We start from the raw sequence: 22,901 nt of genomic DNA, 5'->3' as shown, positions 1-22,901 counted from the left end.
AGCATGTGTTTCTTTAGTTTAGCCCTTTACCAGAGGGGAATGTTATACTAGGTAAAACTATTTTTGAAACAAATCTCTCTGATAGAAAGGATTGTTCATACATGTTAGAAAAATTATTCGGTAAAAAAAGTGTAGAGGAAACGCTTGTAGCGCCAGTCAATGGAAAGGTCGTCTCCTTGGATGAAGTGGATGATCCGGTTTTCAGTCAACGGATGATGGGTGACGGTGTAGCCATTGAACCTGCGGATGGAAAAGTGGTCAGCCCCGTATCTGGAGAAGTCGTTCAACTTTTCCCTACGAATCACGCGGTCGGAATCAAGACCAAATCAGGCGTTGAAGTACTTGTACACATCGGTCTTGAAACGGTATCTATGGAAGGAGAAGGATTTGAAGGACACATCAAGCAGGGCGATAAAGTAAATGCAGGCGACCACCTGATCACCTTCGACCCTGAACTAGTCAAAGAGAAAGCGAAAAGTACGATTACACCGGTCATCATTACAAACTATGACGACGTCGTGGAAAGCTTTGACGCTTCTTACTCAGACGGTGCAACTGCAGGCGAAACATCCATAGCTACATTGAAAACGAAATAAAATGAAAAATCCTGGAGCTTCATGCTTCAGGATTTTTTGATGTCTTTCTATGTTCTAAGAATATTGGAAAGATGACCCTCGTTACAGGTATAATAGGGGAAGACTACATACTCGGAAAGGTTGTGGAAACATGAATAAAGGTGTAATCAGCTTAGGTGAAGCGCTGATTGACTTCATCCCATTAGATGATGAAAATATAAATTTCCAGAAGAGTCCAGGAGGCGCTCCGGCGAACGTAGCCGTAGGGCTTGCTCGATTGGGAGCGAACTCTTCGTTCTTAGGTAAGGTAGGGGACGACGTGCTAGGACGCTTTCTCCATGACACGCTGACGTCTTATGGTGTCAAAACAGAAAATATGCTGTTTACAAAGGACATTCGGACCGGCGTTGTATTCGTCACGCTTGATGAGAGCGGGGAGCGTAGCTTTGACTTCTACATTGACCCAAGTGCGGATCGTTTCTTAGAAAAAGAGGAAGTGGATGCTTCCCTGTTTGAAAGCCATAACGTCTTTCACTTCGGCTCGATTTCAATGATCAATGAGCCTTCACGCTCGGCAACGAAAGAAGCCGTCAAGCTTGCAAAAGAGAACGGCGTCATTGTTTCCTACGATCCAAATCTACGTCTCGGCCTTTGGGAATCTGAACAGCAGGCCAAAGAGACGATTGAATCGATGCTTGCAGAGGCGGATATTGTGAAGATCTCTGAAGAAGAGCTTGAATTCCTGACAGGTGAAACGGATATTGAAAAAGGGGTCGAGAAGCTGTCCCATTATGACATTCCTGTCTTGTATGTCACGCTCGGAGCGGAAGGGAGTCATGTGTTCACGAAAGAGGGGCACACTGTTGTTCCTGCCATGAAAGTACAAGCTGTCGATACGACGGGAGCGGGCGATGCGTTCGTTTCAGGTCTGCTTTACCAATTGAGTGAACGGAACAAGCCGACGTCAGAGCTGACCCTTACAGAACTGGAAGAAATCACGAAATTTGCGAGCGTATCCGGAGCTTTAGCTGCATCGACGAAGGGCGCGATGACGGCTCTTCCGACACGCGATGAAGTCGACGGATACTTGAAATAGGAGGCGATCGAATGGCAGAACGAGACCAGGAGTTACGACAGCTAGCAGAAGAAGAAGTACAGAAGCATACAGAAACAGTCGAAGCGGATCCCTACCGTTTAAACTATCACCTTATGCCACCAGTCGGCCTGCTGAATGACCCGAACGGTTTTGTGCAGTGGGGAGACACGTATCATATTTTCTATCAGTGGATGCCGTTTGATACCGGTCACGGTGCCAAGTTCTGGGGGCATTATACGACCAAAGATTTCGTCAACTACACCCATGAGAAGCCTGCCTTAACACCGTCGGACTGGTTTGACAAAAATGGTGTCTACTCGGGCAGTGCGATCGTTCATGAAGAGAAGTTGTACTTATTTTACACAGGAAATGTAAAAGACGAGAACGGCAATCGTGAAACGTATCAGTGTCTCGCTGTGTCAGAAGACGGCATCAACTTTGAGAAAAAGGGAGTAGTCGCAGAGCTGCCTGCCGGCTATACGCCTCACTTCCGAGATCCGAAAGTTTGGGAGCATGACGACCACTTCTACATGGTCATCGGTGCCCAAAGCGAAGAGGAGCAAGGAAAAGCGGTTCTGTTCCGTTCGGAGAATTTGACGGAGTGGGATTTTCTAGGTCCGATTACGGGGAGCAAAGAAGGAAACATGGGCGAATTCGGATTCATGTGGGAATGCCCGGACGTCTTCGATTTAGACGGTCAGGAAGTCTTGATCGTTTCCCCTCAGGGTCTTGAAGAAGACGGAATGAATTATGCCAACGTCTATCAAAGCGGATACTTTGCAGGTGAACTCGATTATCAAGCACCGAAGCTTGAACATGGCGCCTTCACGGAATTGGATCGTGGATTTGAATTTTATGCTCCCCAGACAACCGTAGATGAAAAAGGACGTCGGATTCTGATCGGCTGGATGGGAGTACCTGATCAATATGAGCAGGCTCACCCGACAGTTGAAAAAGAGTGGATTCACTGCTTGACGATACCGAGGCAGCTGACATGGAACGGACAGAAGATCATTCAACAGCCGCTTGATGAATTCAAGGATATGAGAGGGCCGGTTCTTCTCCATTCATCCATTACGATTGAAAATGATCAGAAAGCAGTCCGCGGTATTCAAGGAAGAAGCATCGAGCTGAATATCGACTTCGAATCAATCGGAGAGCAGTTTGCCATTGAATTATTCCAATACGCGTCACTAAGTTATAAGGATGGGGTTATGACGTTATCAAGACCTCATCTGGAAGATAAGGAGAAAACGGAATTCCGCCGTGTTGCGCTTCCGGATGGCTTGAACAACATCCGCATGTTCATCGACCATTCCACACTTGAGATCTTTGTGAACGACGGAGAAGAAGTATTTACATCCAGGATCTATCCACAGCCTGAGGAAGAGCATATTCTATTCACTTCCCTTGGGGCATCCACATTCTCTATTGAGCAATGGAAGCTGTCCGGATTTCAGTACGAATAAGAGACATGTCCTATCTCTTCCGGAAGTCCCATCTCTTGTGGTAAGATAACGTTATGTAAATTGCACGAAGGAGCCGTTTGTCTATGAGTCAATCATCCAAAAAAATGAAAGCAAGTGAACGAAGAGAACACATCCTAACTCTGTTGAAACAGCGCGGAACGCCCGTCACAGGAAGTTCATTGGCCGAAGAAATGAACGTAACGAGGCAAGTTATCGTAGGAGATGTTTCATTGTTGAAAGCTCGAAATGAACCAATTGTAGCGACAAGCCAGGGGTATCTGTTTATGACCGATGCAAAAGATGAACTGGCCTATCAGCGAACAATTGTCTGTCAGCACGATGCAGATGAGACAGAGGATGAATTGAACATCTTAGTGGATCATGGCGTTTATGTACAAGATGTCGTCGTCGAGCATCCGATCTACGGAGATTTGACAGCTCAGCTTAGAATCTCCAACCGACGTGACGTCAAGAAATTTATCGGACAGGTGGAGTCAACGAATGCGTCCTTCTTACTGGAGTTAACAGGCGGCATTCACACCCACACGATTGCCTCTGAAAGCAAAGAGGCTTTAGAGGAAGCGATCGACGAATTGAAAGAAGCTGGAATTTTAATGAAAAATGAATGAATCATGAAGAGAAAAGAGGTATGCTTTGAATAGGGAGCATATCTCTTCTTTTTTGAAGGTAAGATAGGTATAAGTGATAGAATGGTTCCCTCTATGACTTGTTAAATGAAGGTTGGTGTGCCAAGTGAACTTTTTTCCTTATATATTGAGTTTTATCCTTTTCTTGAACGTACTATTGGCATTAGCCATCATCTTCTTAGAGCGGAGAGATGCCAGTGCCACTTGGGCGTGGTTGATGGTTTTGTTGTTTCTTCCGATTGCAGGATTCTTACTCTACTTAATCTTCGGACGCAGGCTCAGCAAAAAAGAAATCTTTACGTGGGATAAAAAGAGCAGGCTCGGACTGCTCACCTCTGTTCAGGAACAGCTGAACGCAATTAAAGAGGATACCTTCGAGGTGCATCATCCTGCGATGGAGAAGTATGAAGACTTGATTTACATGCATCTGAAGAATAATGATGCACTTCTCTCACAGGATAATGAGGTGGAGCTGTTTACCGACGGACAGAAGAAATTCCACGCTCTGATTGAGGATATTAAACAGGCAGAGGACCATGTGCATCTGCTTTACTATATTGTGCGCCATGACAATCTCGGGGAGCGGCTTGCCAACGCACTGATCGAAAAGGCGAAGCAGGGTGTAGAAGTCAAGCTGCTGTATGATGACATGGGTTCGCGTCTTTTAAGTCGCAAATTCGTGAAACGCATTCAAGATGCAGGTGGGGATGTAGAAGCATTCTTCCCTTCCCTCGTCCCGAAGGTGAACTTGAAAATCAATTACCGCAACCACCGTAAGCTTGCCATCATTGATGGAAAAGTAGGATACATCGGCGGGTTCAACATCGGGGATGAATACTTAGGGTTCAATAAGAGATTCGGCTACTGGCGGGATACGCACTTACGAGTGGAAGGTGGAGCGGTCAACCACATGCAGACGCGCTTCATTCTCGACTGGAATCAGGCCTCCCGTAAGGATATTTTATATGAAGACCGTTTTTACAACGCGGAATCCAAAGGGGACGTCGGCATGCAGATTGTCTCAAGCGGCCCGGATTCCGACTGGGAACAGATTAAGCACGGCTATATGAAGATGATCATGTCCGCGAAAGAATATGTCTACATCCAGACGCCTTATTTCATTCCAGATGACAGTCTGCTTGACGCACTGCGCATTGCGGTTTTGTCTGGAGTCGACGTCAGGATCATGATTCCGAATAAGCCGGATCACCCGTTTGTGTACTGGGCGACGTTCTCGAATATCGGAGACATGCTGCAGGCGGGGGCTTCCGTTTATGTCTATCAAAAAGGATTCCTTCACGCTAAAACCATTGTAGTAGACGGTGAAATCGCATCCGTCGGCACGGCAAACATCGATGTACGAAGCTTCCGTCTGAACTTCGAAGCCAACGCATTCTTATATCATCCTGAAATTGCAGAAGTTCTCGCCGACCGTTTTCACGAGGATATGGTCGACTCGTCTGAACTGACGTATAAGCTCTACCAATCAAGATCGAAATGGATCCGCTTCAAAGAAGCCATCTCACGTCTGCTTTCTCCAATCCTATAATCCAAACAAAAAGAGCGCTCTGTCATAAGACGGAGCGCTCTTCTTTCAAGAGAGGTTGTATGGGTTTTATTAGAGAGAGGGAGGGAAACCCTCTCTAACGTCTTTCCTTTACTGGGAGGAAAGCGTGAGTTCTGCAGTTGACGGTTGACCGTCACGGTACACCGTCAGTTCGACCGTTTCGCCACCTTCTGTTTCGTTATAAAGGAATTGGCGAAGGTCCATAAGTGATTCGACTTGTTCGCCGTTCACTTCGGTGATGACGTCGAACTGCTTGAGTCCAGCGTCCGCAGCGGCGGAACCTTGCTCTACTCCTCTGACGATTACACCTTGTGTAACATCAGCAGGAAGGTTCAATTGCTGCTGCAGAGCTGCCTGAGGGACTTGGGCGACGTCTTGGAGAGAAACTCCCATGTAAGGGCGTTCCACTTCACCGTTTGTTTCTAAGTCTTCAATGACTGGCTTCGCTACATTCATAGGGATGGAGAATCCAATGCCTTCAACTTCTTCCTTGGCGATTTTCATCGAGTTGACTCCGATGACTTCACCTTGAAGGTTGATCAGAGCACCGCCACTATTACCTGGGTTAATGGCTGCGTCTGTCTGAATCACTTCCGTTTGCCAGTCTGGCTGTCGGTCTCCGTTAATATCTACCGGAATATTACGGTTAAGACCGCTGACAATCCCTTTCGTAGCGGAACCTGCGAATTCCATGCCCAGCGGGTTACCGATCGCAATGGCTGTTTGACCGACCGCTACATCATCGGCGTTCGCGAATTCTGCAACCTTTTCGACATGTTCGCTATCTATTTGTAAAACGGCTAGGTCTGTGAGTGGGTCACTGCCCATTAATTCGGCATCTACTTTCGCGCCATCACTCAAAATGACTTCAAGGGATGAAGCCCCTTCTACGACGTGATGATTCGTGACGACAAATGCTTGATCTCCATCTTCTTTATAGATGACCCCAGATCCTGTGCCGGCTTTTTGGGAATTTTTAATATTACTTACGCCCACCACCGCTTTCGATGTTTCATCGATGGCTTGGGATACAGCATTTTGGCTCTGACCAAGATCTAACTCATTGGCTTGTGCTGTCGGTGGACTTGTATTAATATCTACGGAAATACCCTGCCATTGGAAGACTGTCGTAACAGTGAAGACTGCGACGATGGCTCCCAGCACACTAAAGGCTAATCCAGAACGTTTGTAGTTTCTCTGATTCTTCTTCTCTTCGTTATTCATCATAGCTGACAAGTAACTCCTTTCTAGAGCTTAGAGTACTTATATTGATGGAAAGCGAGAGCCGGATTCACCATAGCTGCTAAGAGGCCCATCGCTTTTTTTCTTGGCTGTTTCCCTCTGACAATTCTTATTCTACGGATCACCTATGGAATGAATTTGGAGAAAATGTGGAATAAGTGTGTAAAGAGGGAGAAGTGATGGAATCTATGAGAAAATAGAAAAACAAATCGATAGGAAGGGGGATGACCATGGATCAGTTCATTGGACTCGTCGAGGATGACCCGAACATCCGTGATATTGTCGAAGGCTATTTAAAGAAAGAAGGGTATGTCGTTCAGGCGGTGGAAACGGCTGAAGAAGCATGGGACATTTTCGAAAAAGAGTCGCCGGACCTATGGGTGCTTGATATCATGCTGCCTGGAATGGATGGTTATGAATTCTGTAAGCGGGTCAGGCAGACTTCTGAAGTTCCCATTATCATCATTTCAGCAAAAGATGAAGAAGTGGACAAGATTATAGGACTTGAGCTCGGCGGAGATGATTACTTAACGAAACCGTTCAGCCCAAGAGAGCTGGTCGCCCGGGTCAAACGACATTTGAAAAGGTGGCAGGTGATGCAGCCTGAGCAGGAGTCGGACCGGATTCAAGCGGGAGACCTGGAGCTGAATGAATCAGAGCGTCGTGCTTATTTTCAAGGGAAGGAAATCGATGTCACGACGAAAGAATTCGAGCTTCTTAAGATTCTGGCCTCACAGCAAAACCGTGCCTTCTCAAGGGAAGAACTACTCGTCCGTGTATGGGGGGACGATTACTTTGGCAGCGACAGAGCGGTCGATGATTTAGTGAAAAGACTGCGTAAGAAAATGAAAGACGTGCCGATCGAGACAGTATGGGGTCACGGCTACCGGCTGAGAGGACAGTCTTCATGAAGCTGCACTATCAATTGAATGCAGCATTCACCGCTTTGATTCTCGTTTTGATGACGATTACAGCGTTCTTTATTTATTCCTTATTAATGGACATGCTGATCTTAGATGAAAGGCGGCAGCTCGAGGCACGGGCTGACATCCTGATTGATGTCATCAACGATCAAAGCCCATCCAGCGGACCTACATTATCGCAACTTGTTCAGGACCGCAACTATCCGATGCTTCTGTTCAATCAAGAGGAGGATGTGATCCTTTTTCGGACAATGCCTGCGAACATAGCACAGGAGTGGGTGCTAAGATATGAAGGAGAACTCGTCAATCAGGAAGTGTGGGCAGGCGGGGGAGAGCGCTTCGTCGTTTATGATTTCCCACTGTCTCCGCGGAGCGACCAAGTGCTCGTCATGGCGACTCCTCTGAACGATCTTCAAGCCGTACAATCAGTATTCGCGCTTCGAATGATTGTCGTCATCTTAATCGGATTAATCTTAGCCGTATTGATCAGCTACTTTTTCACACGAAGGTTGGTCACGCCTCTGTCCCGATTGAAGCTCGAATTGAAGAAAATCGAGAAACGGCAGTTCGACCAGCTTGAAGCCGTCGAAGCAACGGGTGAGATCAAAGAAGTAGAGCAGAGCGTCCGGAATATGGCGAGTGAGCTTTCCCGATACATTCACAGCCAGAAGCAGTTCTTCCAAAACGCTTCTCATGAATTGAAGACCCCCCTGCAGTCGATTCAAGGTTACGCAGAAGGGATACGCGACGGCATCTTCGAAGGGGAGGCAGCGGAAAAAGGCTATAACGTCATGATCAGCGAGACCGAACGATTGAAGAAAATCGTAAATGAAATGATTCTGCTCGCCAAATTAGACAGCAGTGAAGATGTCTATCATCCGGAACGAACGGACATCATGAGTTTAGTGACGCAAGCACATGACCGTCTACTCCCACTTGCACAGGAAAAAGGAGTCGCCTTGTCCATACAAACCGATGAATCCTTTTATGCCGAAGTGGACCACGAGCGGGTTCTGCAGGCCTTCATCAACATCATCAGTAACGCCATCCGTCACGCCGAACATGAGGTGAGGGTGGAGACATTCGAAAAGAATCAATCCCTGGTCGTTAAGGTCAGCGATGATGGAGAGGGAATCCCGCAAGAACTTCTCTCGCAGCTGTTTGAACGTTTCATGAAAGGAAAAGGCGGGGAAACAGGACTGGGCCTTGCGATATCGAGAGCCATTGTCGAGAGGAGCGGAGGATCGATCAAAGCCTATAACGAATCAGGGGCTGTTTTCGAAATCGAATTGCCTTCCGACTAGCATGGTATAATAAGCATAAGAAAAAGGCATCAAAGAGAGGATGGAAAAGATATGGAATCAAAACCTTGTATTGAATCACTAACCGTAAAGAATTCCCACGTACTCCCACCAGATACGAACAGCCACGGCACTCTTTTCGGAGGAAAGCTGATGGCCTATATTGATGACGTCGCGGCGATTGCCTCCGTCAGACACTGTCGAAAGCCGGTCGTAACCGCGTCTACGGACTCCGTCGACTTTCTTCAGCCGGTATTTGAAGGAGATACGATCTGTCTGGAAGCCTTCGTAACGGCCACCCACAACACCTCCATGGAAGTGTTTGTCAAAGCCATCACGGAAAATTTACTTACTGGAGACCGGAAAGTCTGTGCGACCGCCTTCTTATCGATGGTGGCAGTAGATGAAAACAACGAACCGACACCGGTTCCAGGCGTGTATCCAGAATCGGAACAGGAGAAATGGCTGCACGAAGGTGCTGAACGCCGTCGCCTTCACCGTAAAGAACGTAGAAAAGAATCGAAAGAGCTTGCCGAGAAATTCGGTACAGGCTTACCTTGGATGGACCGTTCATAACAGAGAAGCCCTACTACCAGGTGGTAGCAGGGCTTCTTTTTTTGATGCGATAGTGTATTCGGACAAGCTGAGTGGTGTAGGGCTCATCCTTGTCCCAATTATTTTCTAATGGGACAAGGAGCCATGGTGGTAAGGCATTGATAGTCCCAATAACGCTTTAATGGGACAAGGGGCCATGGTGGTAAGGCATTGATAGTCCCAATAACGCTCTAATGGGACAAGGAGCCATGGTGGTAAGGCATTGATAGTCCCAATAACGCTCTAATAGGACAAGGAACCACAGAGGTATAACGCTCACAGTCCCGATCACATTTTAATGGGACTGTGAGCCATAAAAAGTACCGCTCTTTGTCCCGTTACCCATCAACCGGCCTTATTGGACAGTCGTCCACTGCTCTTCAGGGAATTCGGATTTGATTGTACAGATCGAATCCCAGTCATAAGCAGAGCCGTCACGCATCGTGATGATCCGGTCCGCAATCGCCTTGGAGTCTTCACGGTCATGGGTGACGAATATAGAGGTGGTACCCGTTTGCTTGATGATCTCCTTCAGTTCACTCCGAATTTTGATCTGCAGGTCTGCATCCAGATTACTGAACGGTTCGTCCAATAGAAGAAGAGATGGCTTCGGTGCGAGGGCACGTGCAAGAGCGATTCGCTGCTGCTGACCGCCACTTAATTCATGGGGGTAGCGCTTGGCTAACGTCGTCATGTTCACGAGCTCCAGCACTTCATCCGTCCGTTGCTTCTTGGCTTTTCTGCCGTAGCCTTTCAGTCCGAATTGAATATTTTCAGCGACCGTCATATGAGGGAAAAGCGCATAGTCCTGGAAGACCATGCCGATCCCGCGCTTCTCCGGTAAAACGAAGCGGCGGTCATCGGTCATAACGTCTCCACCAATCGAAATTTCTCCACGGTTCGGCGTTTCTAATCCGCAAAGCAGGCGGAGTACGGTGCTTTTTCCACTGCCGCTTTCACCTAAAATCGAGACAATCTGTCCTTGGTTTATCGATAAGTTGAAGTTCTGAATGGTATTCTCTTTTCCATAACTAAAGCAAAGGTCTTTGATTTGAACAAACATATCAATTCTGCTCCTTTTCTAAAACTTGATGGAAAACATAAATCGCGACGCCACTAATCAAGACGATGATGATCGAAGCAAGCGACGCTTCGTGAATCTGTTCATCACTTGCATATTGGAAGGCCTTTGTGGACAACGTGTCAAAATTAAACGGACGCAGGATCAGGGTCAAGGGAAGTTCCTTCAGGATCTCAATAAACGCAAGGATAAACGCGCTGACAAGCGAACCTCTGATCATTCGGGCGTCCACCTTGAAAAAGGACTTGGTGACGTTCATCCCGAGCATTCTTGATGCCTCGGTGAACTTGTTTCCGACTTTATCAAATCCTGACTCGATGGAATTGTACCCGACAGCCAGGAAGCGGATAACGTATGCGGAAATAAGCATAAACAGGCTCGTACTCAACGCCAGTGTAGGCGTTATGCCGATCATATCGTAAAAACCGAACAGCACTTGGTCGATTTGTATGAACACGGTACTGATTCCTACTGCAATGACCGCACCGGGAATCGAATACCCGAGGATGGTCACTCTGGCCGCTGACTTCGAGACGATGCTGTGATGCATGCGTGCGAAATTCGCGATAATGACAGCAAACACGACAATCATAGCAGCACCGATAAAGGACACCACAAGTGAGTTGGTAATCAGTGATGTGAATTCTGGCGATGCTATTTTGTCGTACGTCAGGAACATCCAGTCAACAAGTTGGATAAAAGGAATAAGGAATCCGAGTGAAAAGACGATCAGGCTATAGCTGAACGCAGCCCAGGCTTTCCCGCCCTTCAATGTTATTGGAGTCAGAGGACGTACTTTCGCGTTGGAGTAACTGTATTTCTTTCGTCCGCGCAATACTTTCTCTAGTACTAAGATTCCGAAAACGATGAACATTAAAGTGGCCGACAATTTAATAGCCGATGTTAAGTCGTTCATCCCAAACCATGTTTGAAAAATGGCTGTACTGAAGGTGGGAACTCCGAAATACTGCACAAGGCCGTAGTCATTCAGCACCTCAAGCAGGACGAGGCTGACACCACCTACAATGGCTCCGCGCGAAATGGGAAGCACGATCCGGAAATAGATCTCCCACGCATTCCGTCCAAGCAACCGTGCATTTTCAATAATCGAGGCCGATTGATTCGCTAGAAAAGCCCGTGTGATCGTGTACACATATGGATAAAGGAACAGTGTGAAAATGAATACGGCACCTGGAAGCGTCAAGATATCAAAGTACTTCTGATCGACTTCCATCCCCCAGCGGTTCCGGAGTGTCGTTTGAATGACTCCCGTGTAATTTAAAATCCCATTATACGTGTACCCTGCGATGTAGGGAGGGATTGCAAGAGGCAGAATAAGCGCCCACTTGAAAAAGCGTTTCATCGGGAAATCGTAAGCTGATGTGAGCCAGGCCAGGCTCGTCCCAATCAGAATCGATAAAATCCCGGTAAAGACCATTAATAAGCTGGTATTCTTCAAGAGGTCGGGGAGAATAAATTCCTGTATGTGTCCCCAGTTTTCTGCCTCCTGTGTAAAGAAATTTATGAAAATCGTGACGTTCGGCAATAGAATCAGAACGACGATGATCAGGCTGAGCCACGTCCATATGTTCATATATCCTGGTAGTTTCCTGAGCCATTTCAACCCTTACACGTCCCTTACCATCTACAGTTTCTGTTCAACCTTGAATCATATATACCTTTGTTCAAATACACATGATTCAACATGGAACACTAATATCAATGATAACAATTATCAATTGTTTTGTATATAAAAAGTGCGCCGCTCGAGTAGAGCGGCGCATGGTGGATTATTTCCAACCCACTTCATTCATGATCTTGATAGCAGCATCGTTGTTTTCACCAAGCTGAGACAGGTTGATATCCTGTGCTTCGAATTCTCCCCAGCTTTGAAGAAGTTCAGATGGAGCGACATCCGGGTTTACCGGGTACTCATAGTTCGCTTCTGCAAACTGTTTCTGTGCTTCTTCTGTTGTTAGGAACTCCATTAGTGCCTGAGCTTGCTCTGTGTTCTTAGAGCTTGCTGCCATTCCGATTCCGCTGATGTTGACGTGAGCCCCTGTAGAATCTTGGTTCGGGAAGATCACACCAAGTTGTTCGCCGACTTTCACTTCTTCAGCATCTTCAGAATTCAGCATTTTTCCTAGGTAGTACGTGTTCATAACGGCTAAATCACCTTCACCGGCAGCGACTGCTTTCGCTTGGTCGCGGTCTCCACCTTTCGGTTCGCGGGCCATGTTATTGACGATTCCTTCTGCCCATTGCTTCGCCGTTTCTTCTCCTTCAAGTGCAATCATAGACGCGAGAAGAGACTGGTTATAAATATTGGAAGAAGAACGAATCAATACTTTGTCCTGGAACTCTTCGTTTGTTAGGTCCATGTACGTTTGAATCTCTTCCGGGTTCACAGTTTCCTTGTTGTAAGCAATAATACGTGCACGCTTCGTCAAACCGAACCACTGTCCGCTTTCTTCACGAAGGTTCTCTGGTACGTTCTCATTCAATACTTCACTGTCTACAGATTGTAGAAGGTCCTGACTTTGGGCGCGGTATAGACGACCGGCATCCGCTGTGATCAGTAAGTCCGCTGGAGAAGCTTCTCCTTCACGAGCCATACGTGCGATCAGTTCGTCATCGTCCCCTTTGATGACGTTTACTTTGACACCCGTCTGCTCTGTAAACTTGTCATAAAGCTCTTGGTCCGTTTCGTAGTGACGACCAGTGTATAAGTTCACTTCTCCGCCGATTTCTTCGGAGGCATTCGTTTCGTTTTCTGTTTCATTTTCTGCTGTTTCCTGTTCTGTTTCTTCTTGATCGTTACTGCTTGATTCTTCCTGTGGCTCTTCCGTATTGCCGCATGCAGCAAGCACAGTGAGTAGAAGGATTAAGCTGAATAAAAACCATTTCTTCATCGTTGATACGCTCCTTATGTAACATTTAATTGATACTGATTTTCAATCCCAATTACCATTGTAATGAAAATGTTTCTCAAGTCAATAGTTATTTTTTTGAAAAGACTGACCTTTCCTCTAGTTGGAAAAGATCAACCATTGATTTTAGCGCTTTTTATTAGTAAAGTGTTTTATTGGAATAATCTATATAAATATTTGGTGAGTGTGTTTTTTCTCAGAGGATGAGGGGAACACAGTTGGTAATAAATAGCATTTGGAGGTGTAGAAATGATTCAGTCTGCTCTAGATTGGCTGAACAATCTATTTTGGGGATGGATAATCGTCTACGCATTGTTAGGGTTAGGCTTATGGTTTTCCATCAAGTTCCGCTTTGTGCAGTTCCGCTATATTCCCGAAATGGTCCGTGTCTTATTTGATAAAAGGGCGATTTCTGCAGAAGGGAAGAAAGGTACGTCTCCGTTTCAGGCGTTCGCGATCAGTACAGCATCCCGTGTTGGTACAGGGAACCTCGCCGGTGTAGCTGCTGCGATTGCTGTAGGTGGACCAGGGGCTGTATTCTGGATGTGGATCGTTGCCGTTGTCGGCGGTGCATCCAGCTTTATCGAAAGTACACTGGCACAGGTTTATAAAGTGCCGGATAAAGATCAATACCGCGGTGGCCCGGCTTACTACATGGAAAAAGGGTTGAATAACCGTAAGCTCGGGATTGCTTTCGCCGTGACAATCACCTTTACTTACGGACTTGTATTCAGTGCAGTGCAGTCCAATACGATTCGTCTCGCTTTTGAAAACTCGTTTGACGTGAATCGATTACTGATGGGGACGATTCTTGTTATCATTTCAGCTTTGATTATCTTCGGAGGGCTCAAGCGTATTGCCCAAGTAACTCAATACATTATTCCCGTCATGGCCATTCTCTACATCATCATGGCTCTGTACGTCTTGATTATCAATGCCTCTGAAGTACCAACGATGCTCGCTCAAATTTTCCAAGGAGCGTTCGGTTTCAGAGAAATTGCAGGGGGTACGTTTGGAGCAATGATTCTGATCGGGATCAAGCGTGGTCTATTCTCGAACGAAGCAGGAATGGGGAGTGCGCCTAACGCTGCGGCCACTTCAGAAGTGACACACCCGGTCAAGCAGGGTCTGATTCAAACGCTTGGCGTATTTACAGACACCTTACTTATTTGTAGTGCAACAGCTGTCATTATTTTGTTCTCAGGTAGTTACTTAGATAACCCGGACGCGGATGGAATCGTCATTACGCAGATGGCGTTTGAGTCAGAGGTCGGGGCATGGGCTTCCATCTTCATTGCCATTGCGATCTTCCTGTTTGCTTTCAGTTCGATCATCGGAAATTACTACTACGGGGAAACGAACATTGAATTCATTAAGAAAAGCTCCACGAATATCTTCATCTATCGTCTTGCTGTACTTGGGATGGTGATGTTCGGAGCGTTAGCGAAGTTTGAAATCGTCTGGTCTTTAGCGGACTTGTCGATGGGGGTTATGATTCTCATTAACTTATATGCAATTACCCTCCTGTCTCCTGTCGCTTTCAAAGCCATGAAAGACTATGCCAGACAGCGTAAAGAGGGGAAAGATCCGATCTTCTACCAAGACCATTTACCAGGCGTAAAAGGAATGGAGTATTGGCGCAGGGATCAGGACATTGCTTCTCATGAAGAGCAGAAGAAGATGGGTGAATAATGGAGAACTCAGGGCATTACGATGTCCTGGGTTTTTCTTTTGGTTTAGAACCCCTATCACGTCCAGTGCACTTGAATGTGATATGATAGGTTCAGCATTTTTGTGAAAAGGATGAGCTCATATGAGTATGTTGCAAGTCGAACAACTGACGAAGAGTTTTGGAGATAAAGATTTATTTGATCATATATCATTTACCGTAACCAATCATCAGCGGATCGGTCTGATCGGAGTGAACGGAACAGGCAAATCGACCTTGCTGAAAGTATTGGCAGGCATCGAGTCCATGGATGAAGGGACGATGGACCACGCGAAAGATTTCACGGTCGAGTACCTGCCGCAGGAACCGGACCTTGAAGAAGACCTGACTGTACTTGAACAGATCTATTATGGGGACTCGGAGATGATGAGGACGATGCGCCAATATGAGCAGGTCCTCCAAGAGCTGTCGTCAGACCCTGAGAATACGTCTGTTCAGGAGCGTATGCTTTCTCTTCAACAAAAGATGGATGAGACAGAGGCTTGGGAAGCAAACACCGTAGCTAAGACGATTTTGTCGAAGCTTGGCATTGAAGGGTACCAGAAAAAAGTTCGTGAGCTTTCTGGTGGTCAGAAGAAAAGAGTGGCGATTGCAAAAGCTCTGATCCAGCCAGCGGATCTTTTATTACTGGATGAGCCGACCAACCATCTGGACAATGAAACGATTGAGTGGCTTGAGGAGTATTTGTCGTCTTATAAAGGCTCATTGATGATTGTTACGCACGACCGTTACTTCTTGAACCGCGTTACGAACTTGATTTACGAGCTTGAGCGGGGAAGTCTTTATATCTATGAAGGGAACTATGAAACCTTTTTAGAAAAGAGGGCAGAACGAGAAGAACAGGAACTTCAGGCAGAGCAGAAACACAAAAATACGTTAAAACGTGAACTGGCTTGGCTGAAAGCCGGAGTGAAGGCACGTGGTACGAAGCAGAGGGCCCGCATCCAACGTGTAGAAGAGATGAAAGAGACCTCTTTCAACACGGATCAGGAACAGGTGGATATGGCCATCGGTTCCAAGCGCCTCGGAAAGCAGGTGCTGGAGCTTGAAGGAGTCACTCATGCCTTCGGAACGCAGACGATTGTAAATGACTTGGACTACTTGGTCGTACCAGGGGAACGTCTAGGGATTATCGGACCTAACGGCTCAGGCAAGACGACGCTGCTGAATATTATGGCAGACCGAATCCAGCCGGACAGTGGGGATATAAACGTTGGCTCGACGGTGAAAATCGGGTATTACACACAGGATCATCAAGAGATTGATGGGTCGCTTAAGGTTGTTGAATATATTAAAGAAGTAGCAGAAGTCATTCATACGGCTGATGGAGACGAGATTACAGCTGAACAAATGCTGGAACGCTTCCTCTTCCCAAGGTCTCAGCAGTGGACGTACATCCGCAGACTGTCAGGAGGAGAACGCCGTCGCCTTTACTTGCTTCGTGTCCTGATGAGCGAGCCGAATGTTCTTTTCCTAGATGAACCGACGAACGACTTGGATACGGAGACATTAAGTATTTTAGAAGAGTATCTGGAACAGTTCCCAGGGGTCGTCATCACCGTCTCCCACGATCGTTATTTCTTAGACCGCGTCGTCGACCGCCTGCTTGCCTTCGAAGGAGAGGGTCACGTCCGCCGGTTCCAAGGAAACTACTCCGATTACCTGGATACAAGAAAACAAGAAAAGAGAGCGGTCGAAGAGAAAAGAAAAGAAGCCTCAGCTCAAGAGGAAACACGCCGTAACAACCGAAAACGCAAACTTTCCTACAATGAGAAACGAGAATGGGAAACGATTGAAGACGATATCGCAGAGCTGGAATCCCAGCTCGAACAAGTCGCAGAAGACGTCGAAACCCATTCCAGCGACAGTGAAAAAGTCCAAGAACTCTACGCCAAACAGGAACAGGTAGAGCAGGAACTCGAAGCCAAAATGGAACGATGGGAAGAACTGTCTCTCATTGTCGAAGAGATGAACCAGTAATTTGTTTCCCATGTATCAACAATTCTTCAATATGATTAATAGTAGTTTTACAGACCGTTGAATTTTTATAGAGAAGAAACCGGACGCAATCATTCCATGCTGCGTCCGGTTTTCTTTTTGGTTAGAATGCTGAATTCTAGTGGATACGCATTGAGCAGAAGTTCATACTTCTTTTTGTAAAGGAGTTGGAGATACGAGGAGACTCTTACCGGAATGGAGGGCAGGGGGAAATCCCGCAGTAAGCGAAGGAGGAATCTCACTGGCCGCCGGTGGAAAGTGAGTTGTTTCTCTCAATCCCAGCGAACCGATAAGTGCCACGACGAAATAGGGGAAATGGTAAGACCTTAGAAATTTGTCTCAGTCGCTTCTTTTTGTGAATAAGGAACAAATATGGAATAATGAATACGGATACAACAGATGAAGGAGGACATAAAACATGTACATGCCAAGTCAGGAAATGCTTGAAAAATATGCAGACCTAGCCCTTAGAACAGGCGTAAATCTGCAGCAAGACCAATACTTAATGATCAACTCGACCATCGAAGGCGCAGCGTTCACGCGCGTTATCGCGAGAAAAGCGTTCGAAATGGGAGCGAAAGATGTTCACATCAACTGGGGTGATGATGAGCTTACACGCATGAAGTACGAACATGCCGATCAGGAGACCTTGTCTGAGGTACCGGAGTGGCAGAAAGATAAGTTCACATACTTCGCAGAGAATGGAGCGGCCATCCTTTCCGTACGTTCGACAGATCCAGACCTACTTAAAGGAATCGACGCTGGGAAAGTAGCAGCAGCCAACAAGTCGAGAGCAGAAGCGATGTCTACATTCCGCGGCTATACGATGAACGACCGTATCCAATGGTCCATCGTTAGTATCCCTATTCCAGCATGGGCTCAGAAAATTTTCCCTGGAGAAGACGAAGAAACTGCTGTGAAGAAGCTGTGGGAACAAATCTTCAGCATCGTCCGCGTCGATCGTGACAATCCAGTGGCGGCCTGGGAAGAGCATAATCAGACCCTTATTAAAGCCCGCGAGTACCTGAATAAAAAGCAATATCAGAAGCTGATCTATAAAGCGCCGGGTACAGACCTTGAAGTAGACCTGCCAAAAGGTCACATTTGGAAAGGCGGCCCTTCGAAGACGGTGGAAGGCGGCGTACAGTTCAACCCGAACATGCCGACAGAAGAAGTCTTCACGGCTCCTCATAAATACGGAGTGAACGGAACCGTTGCAAGCACGAAGCCTCTTAACTACGGCGGAAATGTCATTGACAACTTCAGCGTAACGTTCAAAGAAGGAAAAGTCGTGGACTTCAAAGCGGAAGCAGGAGAAGAAACCCTTCAGCACCTGCTTGATACAGATGAAGGCGCACGCAGGTTGGGTGAATTGGCGCTCGTTCCTCACGAGTCACCGATTTCTCAATCCGGACTGATCTTCTACAATACGCTTTATGATGAGAACGCATCATGCCACCTTGCTTTAGGAAAAGCGTATCCGAACAACATGGAAGGCGGCTCTGACATGGATGAAGACCAACTCGACAAAGCAGGTGTGAACGACAGCCTGACTCACGTTGACTTCATGATGGGATCTGCCGAACTGAATATTGATGGTTTACTGGAAGATGGAACAACCGAACCTGTCATGAGAAACGGCAGCTGGGCGATTTCATTTGACGAGTAAAAGATCAGGTAGAGCGGGGCTTTTTGAGTCTCGCTCTTTTTTTTGTAGGCGATTGTGTAGGCGGTAAGGATTTAATCGACCTTTCGAGGTACAGGAGTCATTGAAACGTCGATAAAAAGGGGATAATCGACGTTGTGAGGTTCAGACGTCAAAGAAACGTCGATAAAAAGGAAATAATCGACGTTGTGAGGTTCAGACGTCAAAGAAACGTCGGTAAAAAGGAGATAATCGACGTTATGAGGTTCAGGCGTCAAAGAAACGTCGATAAAAAGGGGATAATCGACGTTATGAGGTTCAGACGTCAAAGAAACGTCGGTAAAAAGGAGATAATCGACGTTATGAGGTTCAGGCGTCAAAGAAACGTCGATAAAAAGGAGATAATCGACGTTATGAGGTTCAGACGTCAAAGAAACGTCGATAAAAAGATATAATCACCTTTTCGAGGTAGCAGAACCCTTGGAAAGTCGAGAACATAAAGAAATTCTCTTACCACCACCTCCTCTCAAAGTAGAAAATCACCCCCATTGAAGCGAGTCGCATGGATGCTCTCCCCGAATGTGCTAAGAAACGAAAAGCTAGAGAGAATAAAGGGAATACGTAACGAAAAGGGTGGGATGAACATGGTGTATGATGTCGCAATCGTAGGAGCTGGATTTGGCGGACTGGCAGCTTCCGCTGAATTATCGAAGCATGGGAAGAACGTTGCTGTTTTTGAAGCATCAAATGAACTTGGAGGAAGTGCGGGGAAGTATGAGCGGAACGGCTATCGCTTCCAATCAGGAGCGACGGTCGGCATGGGATTTGAAGCAGGGGGAGTTTTCGATAAGCTCTATCATTCTCTACAGATTGAGAAGCCTCCCATGACCTTGTTGAATCCGATCATGGATATCCACATGCCGGATCGAGTCATTCATTATTTCAAGGAAAAACAGGAGTGGTATAAAGAGATCGAGCGTCACTTTCCCGAGGCTGCCTCTCCCATCCAAGCCTTCTATGACGAGGTCTTTTATGTTGGGAGCCTCGTCGATCAACTGCTTGATTACCGACCTGTGTTTCCGCCGAAAACCATCAAAGATTGGACACGCCTTCTTCCGATGGTGAACACATCTTCGCTCAGGCTGCTTCCTTATATGAATCAAACTGTGTATGATCGTCTGAAAAAATATAAGCTTCATCAACATGAGAGATTCCAGACATTTTTAAATGGAGAATTAATGGACAGTGTCCAGACGAGCGTTGAATACTGTCCGGCATTTCTCGGGTATGCTGCGCTTCAGACGTTTCATAAAGGCGCGTATGCTGTGCACGGTGGACTTGCCACGGTAGCGGAGCAGCTTGCGGGTTATGTAGAGGACAAAGGGAACGAAGTGTTTATGAGGTATCCAATCCGTCGAATTGAAAAAAAGGGTGGGCATTTCATACTGCACTCTAAGCGGAACAGTCAATTTGAAGCGAAGCAGTTAATTCTGAATCATTCCGTTCACAACCTTGCGGATACCCTCACCGAAGACTTGATGAAGCAGACCACGATCAAGCAGGAAAAAGAGGAGCAGCGTGAGACATGGGGGGCGTTTATTATCCATGCGGGTGTGGATGCCTCTGTTTTTGACGGGACGGATGTGTTATATCATCAGTTTATTGACCCGGAACATCCGAATGACCTTCATGACGGCGGTCAGTTCTTGATGTCTTTATCAGATGCGGAAGACACTCAAATGGCGCCGGAAGGGAAGAGGTCCTTGACGATTTCGACGCACACGAACCTCGAACAGTGGTGGGAGGCAGAGGACTATGAGACCAAGAAGCAGGAAATGACTGATCGGCTGATTGCAACCGTTGATCACTACTTCCCGGGTTTTGAAGCTGGGCTTGATCTCGTTCTGCCTGGAACACCGGTCACCTTTCAGAAATGGCTTCGACGCTCCAAAGGTAAAGTAGGTGGCTATGCACCAACGGGAAGATACAGCTGGTTGAACAGTTACTCCGTAAGGTCTGGGATCCCCGGCGTTTACCTTTGTGGGGACACGGTTTTTCCTGGAGCCGGAACCTTAGGTGTAACCCTTTCCGGACTGACTGCAGCAAGAGAAGCGTTGCGATGATTGAGATAGAGGCATTCAGGGAATAAAAAGGGTAAGTCTATAATGAGAGGATGTTGTGAAATGCCAGGTCCAGAAAATGAACTTCCAGGTTTCCAGGCCAACCCCAATGAATTCGGGAAATGCGGTAGCTGTGGACGACTTTTGACTTCCAAAAAAGAAGCTGAGGTTAAGCTTTGTGCAGATTGTCAGAAGCGTCATAAAGATAAAGGAATCGAATATGATGAAGCGGAATAAATGAATGCAAAAAAGGTTACGTTAAATAGGCGTAACCTTTTTAGATACTCATCTTTATGGAAGAGATAAACAGTTCTTCCAATGCTCCTTCAAATCAGAATTTTCTTCGGATAGTTTCCACTTTACACGCCTATGTACAAGTGATAATATCAACCATTGTGATTTTAAAACACATCGAACAACAAAGGAGATAATCATGAATCAAAAACAAACAGGTCGCATCGATTGGCCGGTCTTTGGTATTAGCGGAGGGCTTCTTGTCCTTTTCGTTATGTTAGCACTTATTGATATTAGTTTAATTGAGACCATTGTAAACAGCAGCTTTGCGTGGTCAGCCAAGTACTTTGGTGCATTCTGGCAAGTACTGATGCTTGCTACATTCTTCGTAGGGTTGTACTTAGCCTTCTCTAAGTACGGAAAGATTAAAATGGGGAACATGGATAAGCCAGAAATCGGGCTGTATAAATGGCTCTCGATCATTATGGCTACGCTCCTCGCTGGTGGAGGCGTGTTCTGGGCAGCCGCAGAGCCGATGTGGCACTTCCTGACGGTCCCACCTTCTCAGTCCGGGATGGGGATTGACGCAGGAACAGAAGCGGCGATCAACCCGGCACTTGCACAAAGCTTCATGCACTGGGGCTTTCTGGCGTGGGCGATTCTCGGTACGATCAGTGCCGTCGTGATGATGTATGGTCACTATCATAAAGGTATGCCGATGAAGCCTCGTACGCTGCTTTATCCGATTTTCGGTGAAAAGCTTCGTGACAGCTGGTTCGGTACAGTGGTTGACGCTTTCTCTGTCATCGCTGTAGCAGCCGGTACGATTGGTCCGCTCGGTTTCCTTGGACTACAGGCAAGTTACGGTCTGCAGGAGATCTTCGGAATACCTGACAGCTTCAGCACTCAGTTTACGATTATTTTTGCTGTGGTCATTGTTTCTACGATTTCAGCGGTCACAGGTCTTTATAAAGGAATTCAATATTTAAGTAGCTTCAACGTTCGTCTGGCTTTAGGACTCATGGTCTTTATTGTTATTTTCGGACCAGGTGGATTCATTATTAACCACTTCATTTCCGGTTTCGGATATTACGTAGATCAATTCATTCCAATGAGTACATTCCGTGGAGATTCAGACTGGCTTAATCTTTGGACGGTCTTCTTCTGGGGTTGGTTCATCGGATACGGTCCAATGATGGCCATTCTTGTCAGCCGTATTTCAAGAGGACGTACCATTCGCGAAATCATCATTGCTGTATCGGTATTCGCACCGGTCATTTCAACATTCTGGTTCACCGTACTCGGCGGATCTGGAATTTTCTATGAACTCAAGAATCCGGGCTCTGTATCAGAAGCATTGAATGCTGCCGGAAACCCAGCTGCCATGTTCGCCATTACGGAACAGTTTCCACTGGCTGTAATCGTGTCACCGCTGTTCCTACTTCTGACGATTCTTTTCGTTGTAACGACAAGTGACTCGATGTCTTACACCATTGCGATGGCTGTAACAGGAGAAGGAAATCCGAAAGCATGGCTGCGTGTATTCTGGGCTGTGTTGATGGGTGCTATTGCGATCATCCTTCTTATTACAGGAGATAGCGGAATCACTCAATTACAGAACTTCATCGTAGTAACCGCTGTGCCGGTATCTCTGCTGTTGCTGCCGATGATCTGGCTCGCACCGAGAGTTGCGCGTAACATGTTTAAGGATCAATTTAATAAGTAAATGAAAAGCTGCTGCGTAATTATA

19 protein-coding genes are annotated in these 22,901 nt (G+C 46.6%); 14 read left to right on the top strand and 5 right to left on the bottom strand.

Features of this window, described 5'->3' with window-relative positions:
- Nucleotides 1–101 precede the first annotated feature (101 nt).
- From LCM20_RS11130 to cls, 5 genes are all read left to right on the top strand, one after another.
- The gene (locus LCM20_RS11130) at nucleotides 102–596 is read left to right on the top strand and encodes a PTS glucose transporter subunit IIA (protein ID WP_225195527.1); all 495 of its coding nucleotides are present in this window, start codon (nucleotides 102–104) and stop codon (nucleotides 594–596) included.
- 130 nt (nucleotides 597–726) lie between these two features.
- Nucleotides 727–1,671, top strand: a complete 945-nt coding sequence (locus LCM20_RS11125) for an aminoimidazole riboside kinase (RefSeq protein ID WP_225195526.1) — start codon at nucleotides 727–729, stop codon at nucleotides 1,669–1,671.
- Between the two features lie 11 nt (nucleotides 1,672–1,682).
- Complete coding sequence (locus LCM20_RS11120; RefSeq protein WP_225195525.1) at nucleotides 1,683–3,140, top strand: glycoside hydrolase family 32 protein; 1,458 nt, start codon at nucleotides 1,683–1,685, stop codon at nucleotides 3,138–3,140.
- A gap of 83 nt (nucleotides 3,141–3,223) precedes the next feature.
- The gene (locus tag LCM20_RS11115) at nucleotides 3,224–3,769 is read left to right on the top strand and encodes a transcription repressor NadR (protein ID WP_225195524.1); all 546 of its coding nucleotides are present in this window, start codon (nucleotides 3,224–3,226) and stop codon (nucleotides 3,767–3,769) included.
- 124 nt (nucleotides 3,770–3,893) lie between these two features.
- Complete coding sequence (gene cls / locus LCM20_RS11110) at nucleotides 3,894–5,336, top strand: cardiolipin synthase (RefSeq protein ID WP_225195523.1); 1,443 nt, start codon at nucleotides 3,894–3,896, stop codon at nucleotides 5,334–5,336.
- A gap of 108 nt (nucleotides 5,337–5,444) precedes the next feature.
- Here cls and LCM20_RS11105 read toward each other — a convergent pair whose 3' ends face one another.
- Nucleotides 5,445–6,578: a S1C family serine protease gene (locus LCM20_RS11105; RefSeq protein WP_412098001.1), complete on the bottom strand. Its 1,134-nt coding sequence runs from the start codon at nucleotides 6,576–6,578 to the stop codon at nucleotides 5,445–5,447.
- Nucleotides 6,579–6,826: 248 nt separating this feature from the next.
- Between LCM20_RS11105 and LCM20_RS11100 the strand changes: the two genes are divergently transcribed.
- From LCM20_RS11100 to LCM20_RS11090, 3 genes are read left to right on the top strand one after another with little or no spacing between them, the layout of a single operon-like run.
- Entirely contained in the window at nucleotides 6,827–7,507 is a 681-nt protein-coding gene (locus tag LCM20_RS11100; protein ID WP_225195521.1) for a response regulator transcription factor, read from the top strand.
- Complete coding sequence (locus tag LCM20_RS11095; protein WP_225195520.1) at nucleotides 7,504–8,823, top strand: sensor histidine kinase; 1,320 nt, start codon at nucleotides 7,504–7,506, stop codon at nucleotides 8,821–8,823. The genes LCM20_RS11100 and LCM20_RS11095 overlap by 4 nt, the downstream gene beginning before the upstream one ends.
- 51 nt (nucleotides 8,824–8,874) lie before the next feature.
- Nucleotides 8,875–9,396, top strand: a complete 522-nt coding sequence (locus LCM20_RS11090) for an acyl-CoA thioesterase (protein ID WP_225195519.1) — start codon at nucleotides 8,875–8,877, stop codon at nucleotides 9,394–9,396.
- Nucleotides 9,397–9,769: 373 nt separating this feature from the next.
- Here LCM20_RS11090 and LCM20_RS11085 read toward each other — a convergent pair whose 3' ends face one another.
- The 3 genes from LCM20_RS11085 to LCM20_RS11075 all read right to left on the bottom strand — a co-directional run bounded on the left by LCM20_RS11085 (nucleotide 9,770) and on the right by LCM20_RS11075 (nucleotide 13,407).
- Entirely contained in the window at nucleotides 9,770–10,477 is a 708-nt protein-coding gene (locus tag LCM20_RS11085; RefSeq protein WP_225195518.1) for an ABC transporter ATP-binding protein, read from the bottom strand.
- A 1-nt stretch (nucleotide 10,478) separates the two neighbouring features.
- Complete coding sequence (locus LCM20_RS11080) at nucleotides 10,479–12,089, bottom strand: ABC transporter permease (protein ID WP_225195517.1); 1,611 nt, start codon at nucleotides 12,087–12,089, stop codon at nucleotides 10,479–10,481.
- Nucleotides 12,090–12,285: 196 nt separating this feature from the next.
- The gene (locus LCM20_RS11075; protein ID WP_225195516.1) at nucleotides 12,286–13,407 is read right to left on the bottom strand and encodes a Fe(3+) ABC transporter substrate-binding protein; all 1,122 of its coding nucleotides are present in this window, start codon (nucleotides 13,405–13,407) and stop codon (nucleotides 12,286–12,288) included.
- 267 nt (nucleotides 13,408–13,674) lie between these two features.
- Here LCM20_RS11075 and LCM20_RS11070 point away from each other — a divergent pair, with 267 nt between their 5' ends.
- The 3 genes from LCM20_RS11070 to LCM20_RS11060 all read left to right on the top strand — a co-directional run bounded on the left by LCM20_RS11070 (nucleotide 13,675) and on the right by LCM20_RS11060 (nucleotide 18,821).
- Nucleotides 13,675–15,117, top strand: a complete 1,443-nt coding sequence (locus LCM20_RS11070) for an alanine/glycine:cation symporter family protein (protein WP_225195515.1) — start codon at nucleotides 13,675–13,677, stop codon at nucleotides 15,115–15,117.
- A gap of 127 nt (nucleotides 15,118–15,244) precedes the next feature.
- Complete coding sequence (locus LCM20_RS11065; protein ID WP_412098000.1) at nucleotides 15,245–17,134, top strand: ABC-F family ATP-binding cassette domain-containing protein; 1,890 nt, start codon at nucleotides 15,245–15,247, stop codon at nucleotides 17,132–17,134.
- Between the two features lie 442 nt (nucleotides 17,135–17,576).
- On the top strand, nucleotides 17,577–18,821 hold the full coding sequence (locus LCM20_RS11060; RefSeq protein WP_225195736.1) for an aminopeptidase: 1,245 nt from the start codon (nucleotides 17,577–17,579) through the stop codon (nucleotides 18,819–18,821).
- A 71-nt stretch (nucleotides 18,822–18,892) separates the two neighbouring features.
- Here the strand turns inward: LCM20_RS11060 and LCM20_RS11055 are convergent, their stop codons facing one another.
- The gene (locus LCM20_RS11055) at nucleotides 18,893–19,228 is read right to left on the bottom strand and encodes a hypothetical protein (RefSeq protein WP_225195513.1); all 336 of its coding nucleotides are present in this window, start codon (nucleotides 19,226–19,228) and stop codon (nucleotides 18,893–18,895) included.
- Nucleotides 19,229–19,441: 213 nt separating this feature from the next.
- Between LCM20_RS11055 and LCM20_RS11050 the strand changes: the two genes are divergently transcribed.
- The 3 genes from LCM20_RS11050 to LCM20_RS11040 all read left to right on the top strand — a co-directional run bounded on the left by LCM20_RS11050 (nucleotide 19,442) and on the right by LCM20_RS11040 (nucleotide 22,877).
- On the top strand, nucleotides 19,442–20,920 hold the full coding sequence (locus LCM20_RS11050) for a phytoene desaturase family protein (protein WP_225195512.1): 1,479 nt from the start codon (nucleotides 19,442–19,444) through the stop codon (nucleotides 20,918–20,920).
- A gap of 60 nt (nucleotides 20,921–20,980) precedes the next feature.
- Nucleotides 20,981–21,154: a hypothetical protein gene (locus tag LCM20_RS11045; RefSeq protein ID WP_225195511.1), complete on the top strand. Its 174-nt coding sequence runs from the start codon at nucleotides 20,981–20,983 to the stop codon at nucleotides 21,152–21,154.
- A 196-nt stretch (nucleotides 21,155–21,350) separates the two neighbouring features.
- Complete coding sequence (locus LCM20_RS11040) at nucleotides 21,351–22,877, top strand: BCCT family transporter (protein ID WP_225195510.1); 1,527 nt, start codon at nucleotides 21,351–21,353, stop codon at nucleotides 22,875–22,877.
- Nucleotides 22,878–22,901 lie beyond the last annotated feature (24 nt).

The organism is Halobacillus litoralis, from assembly GCF_020171725.1.
In the GTDB taxonomy this organism is placed as follows: domain Bacteria; phylum Bacillota; class Bacilli; order Bacillales; family Halobacillaceae; genus Halobacillus; species Halobacillus litoralis_F.
Note: the sequence above shows the minus strand (reverse complement) of the source record. Positions and strands in the feature narration are given on the sequence as shown.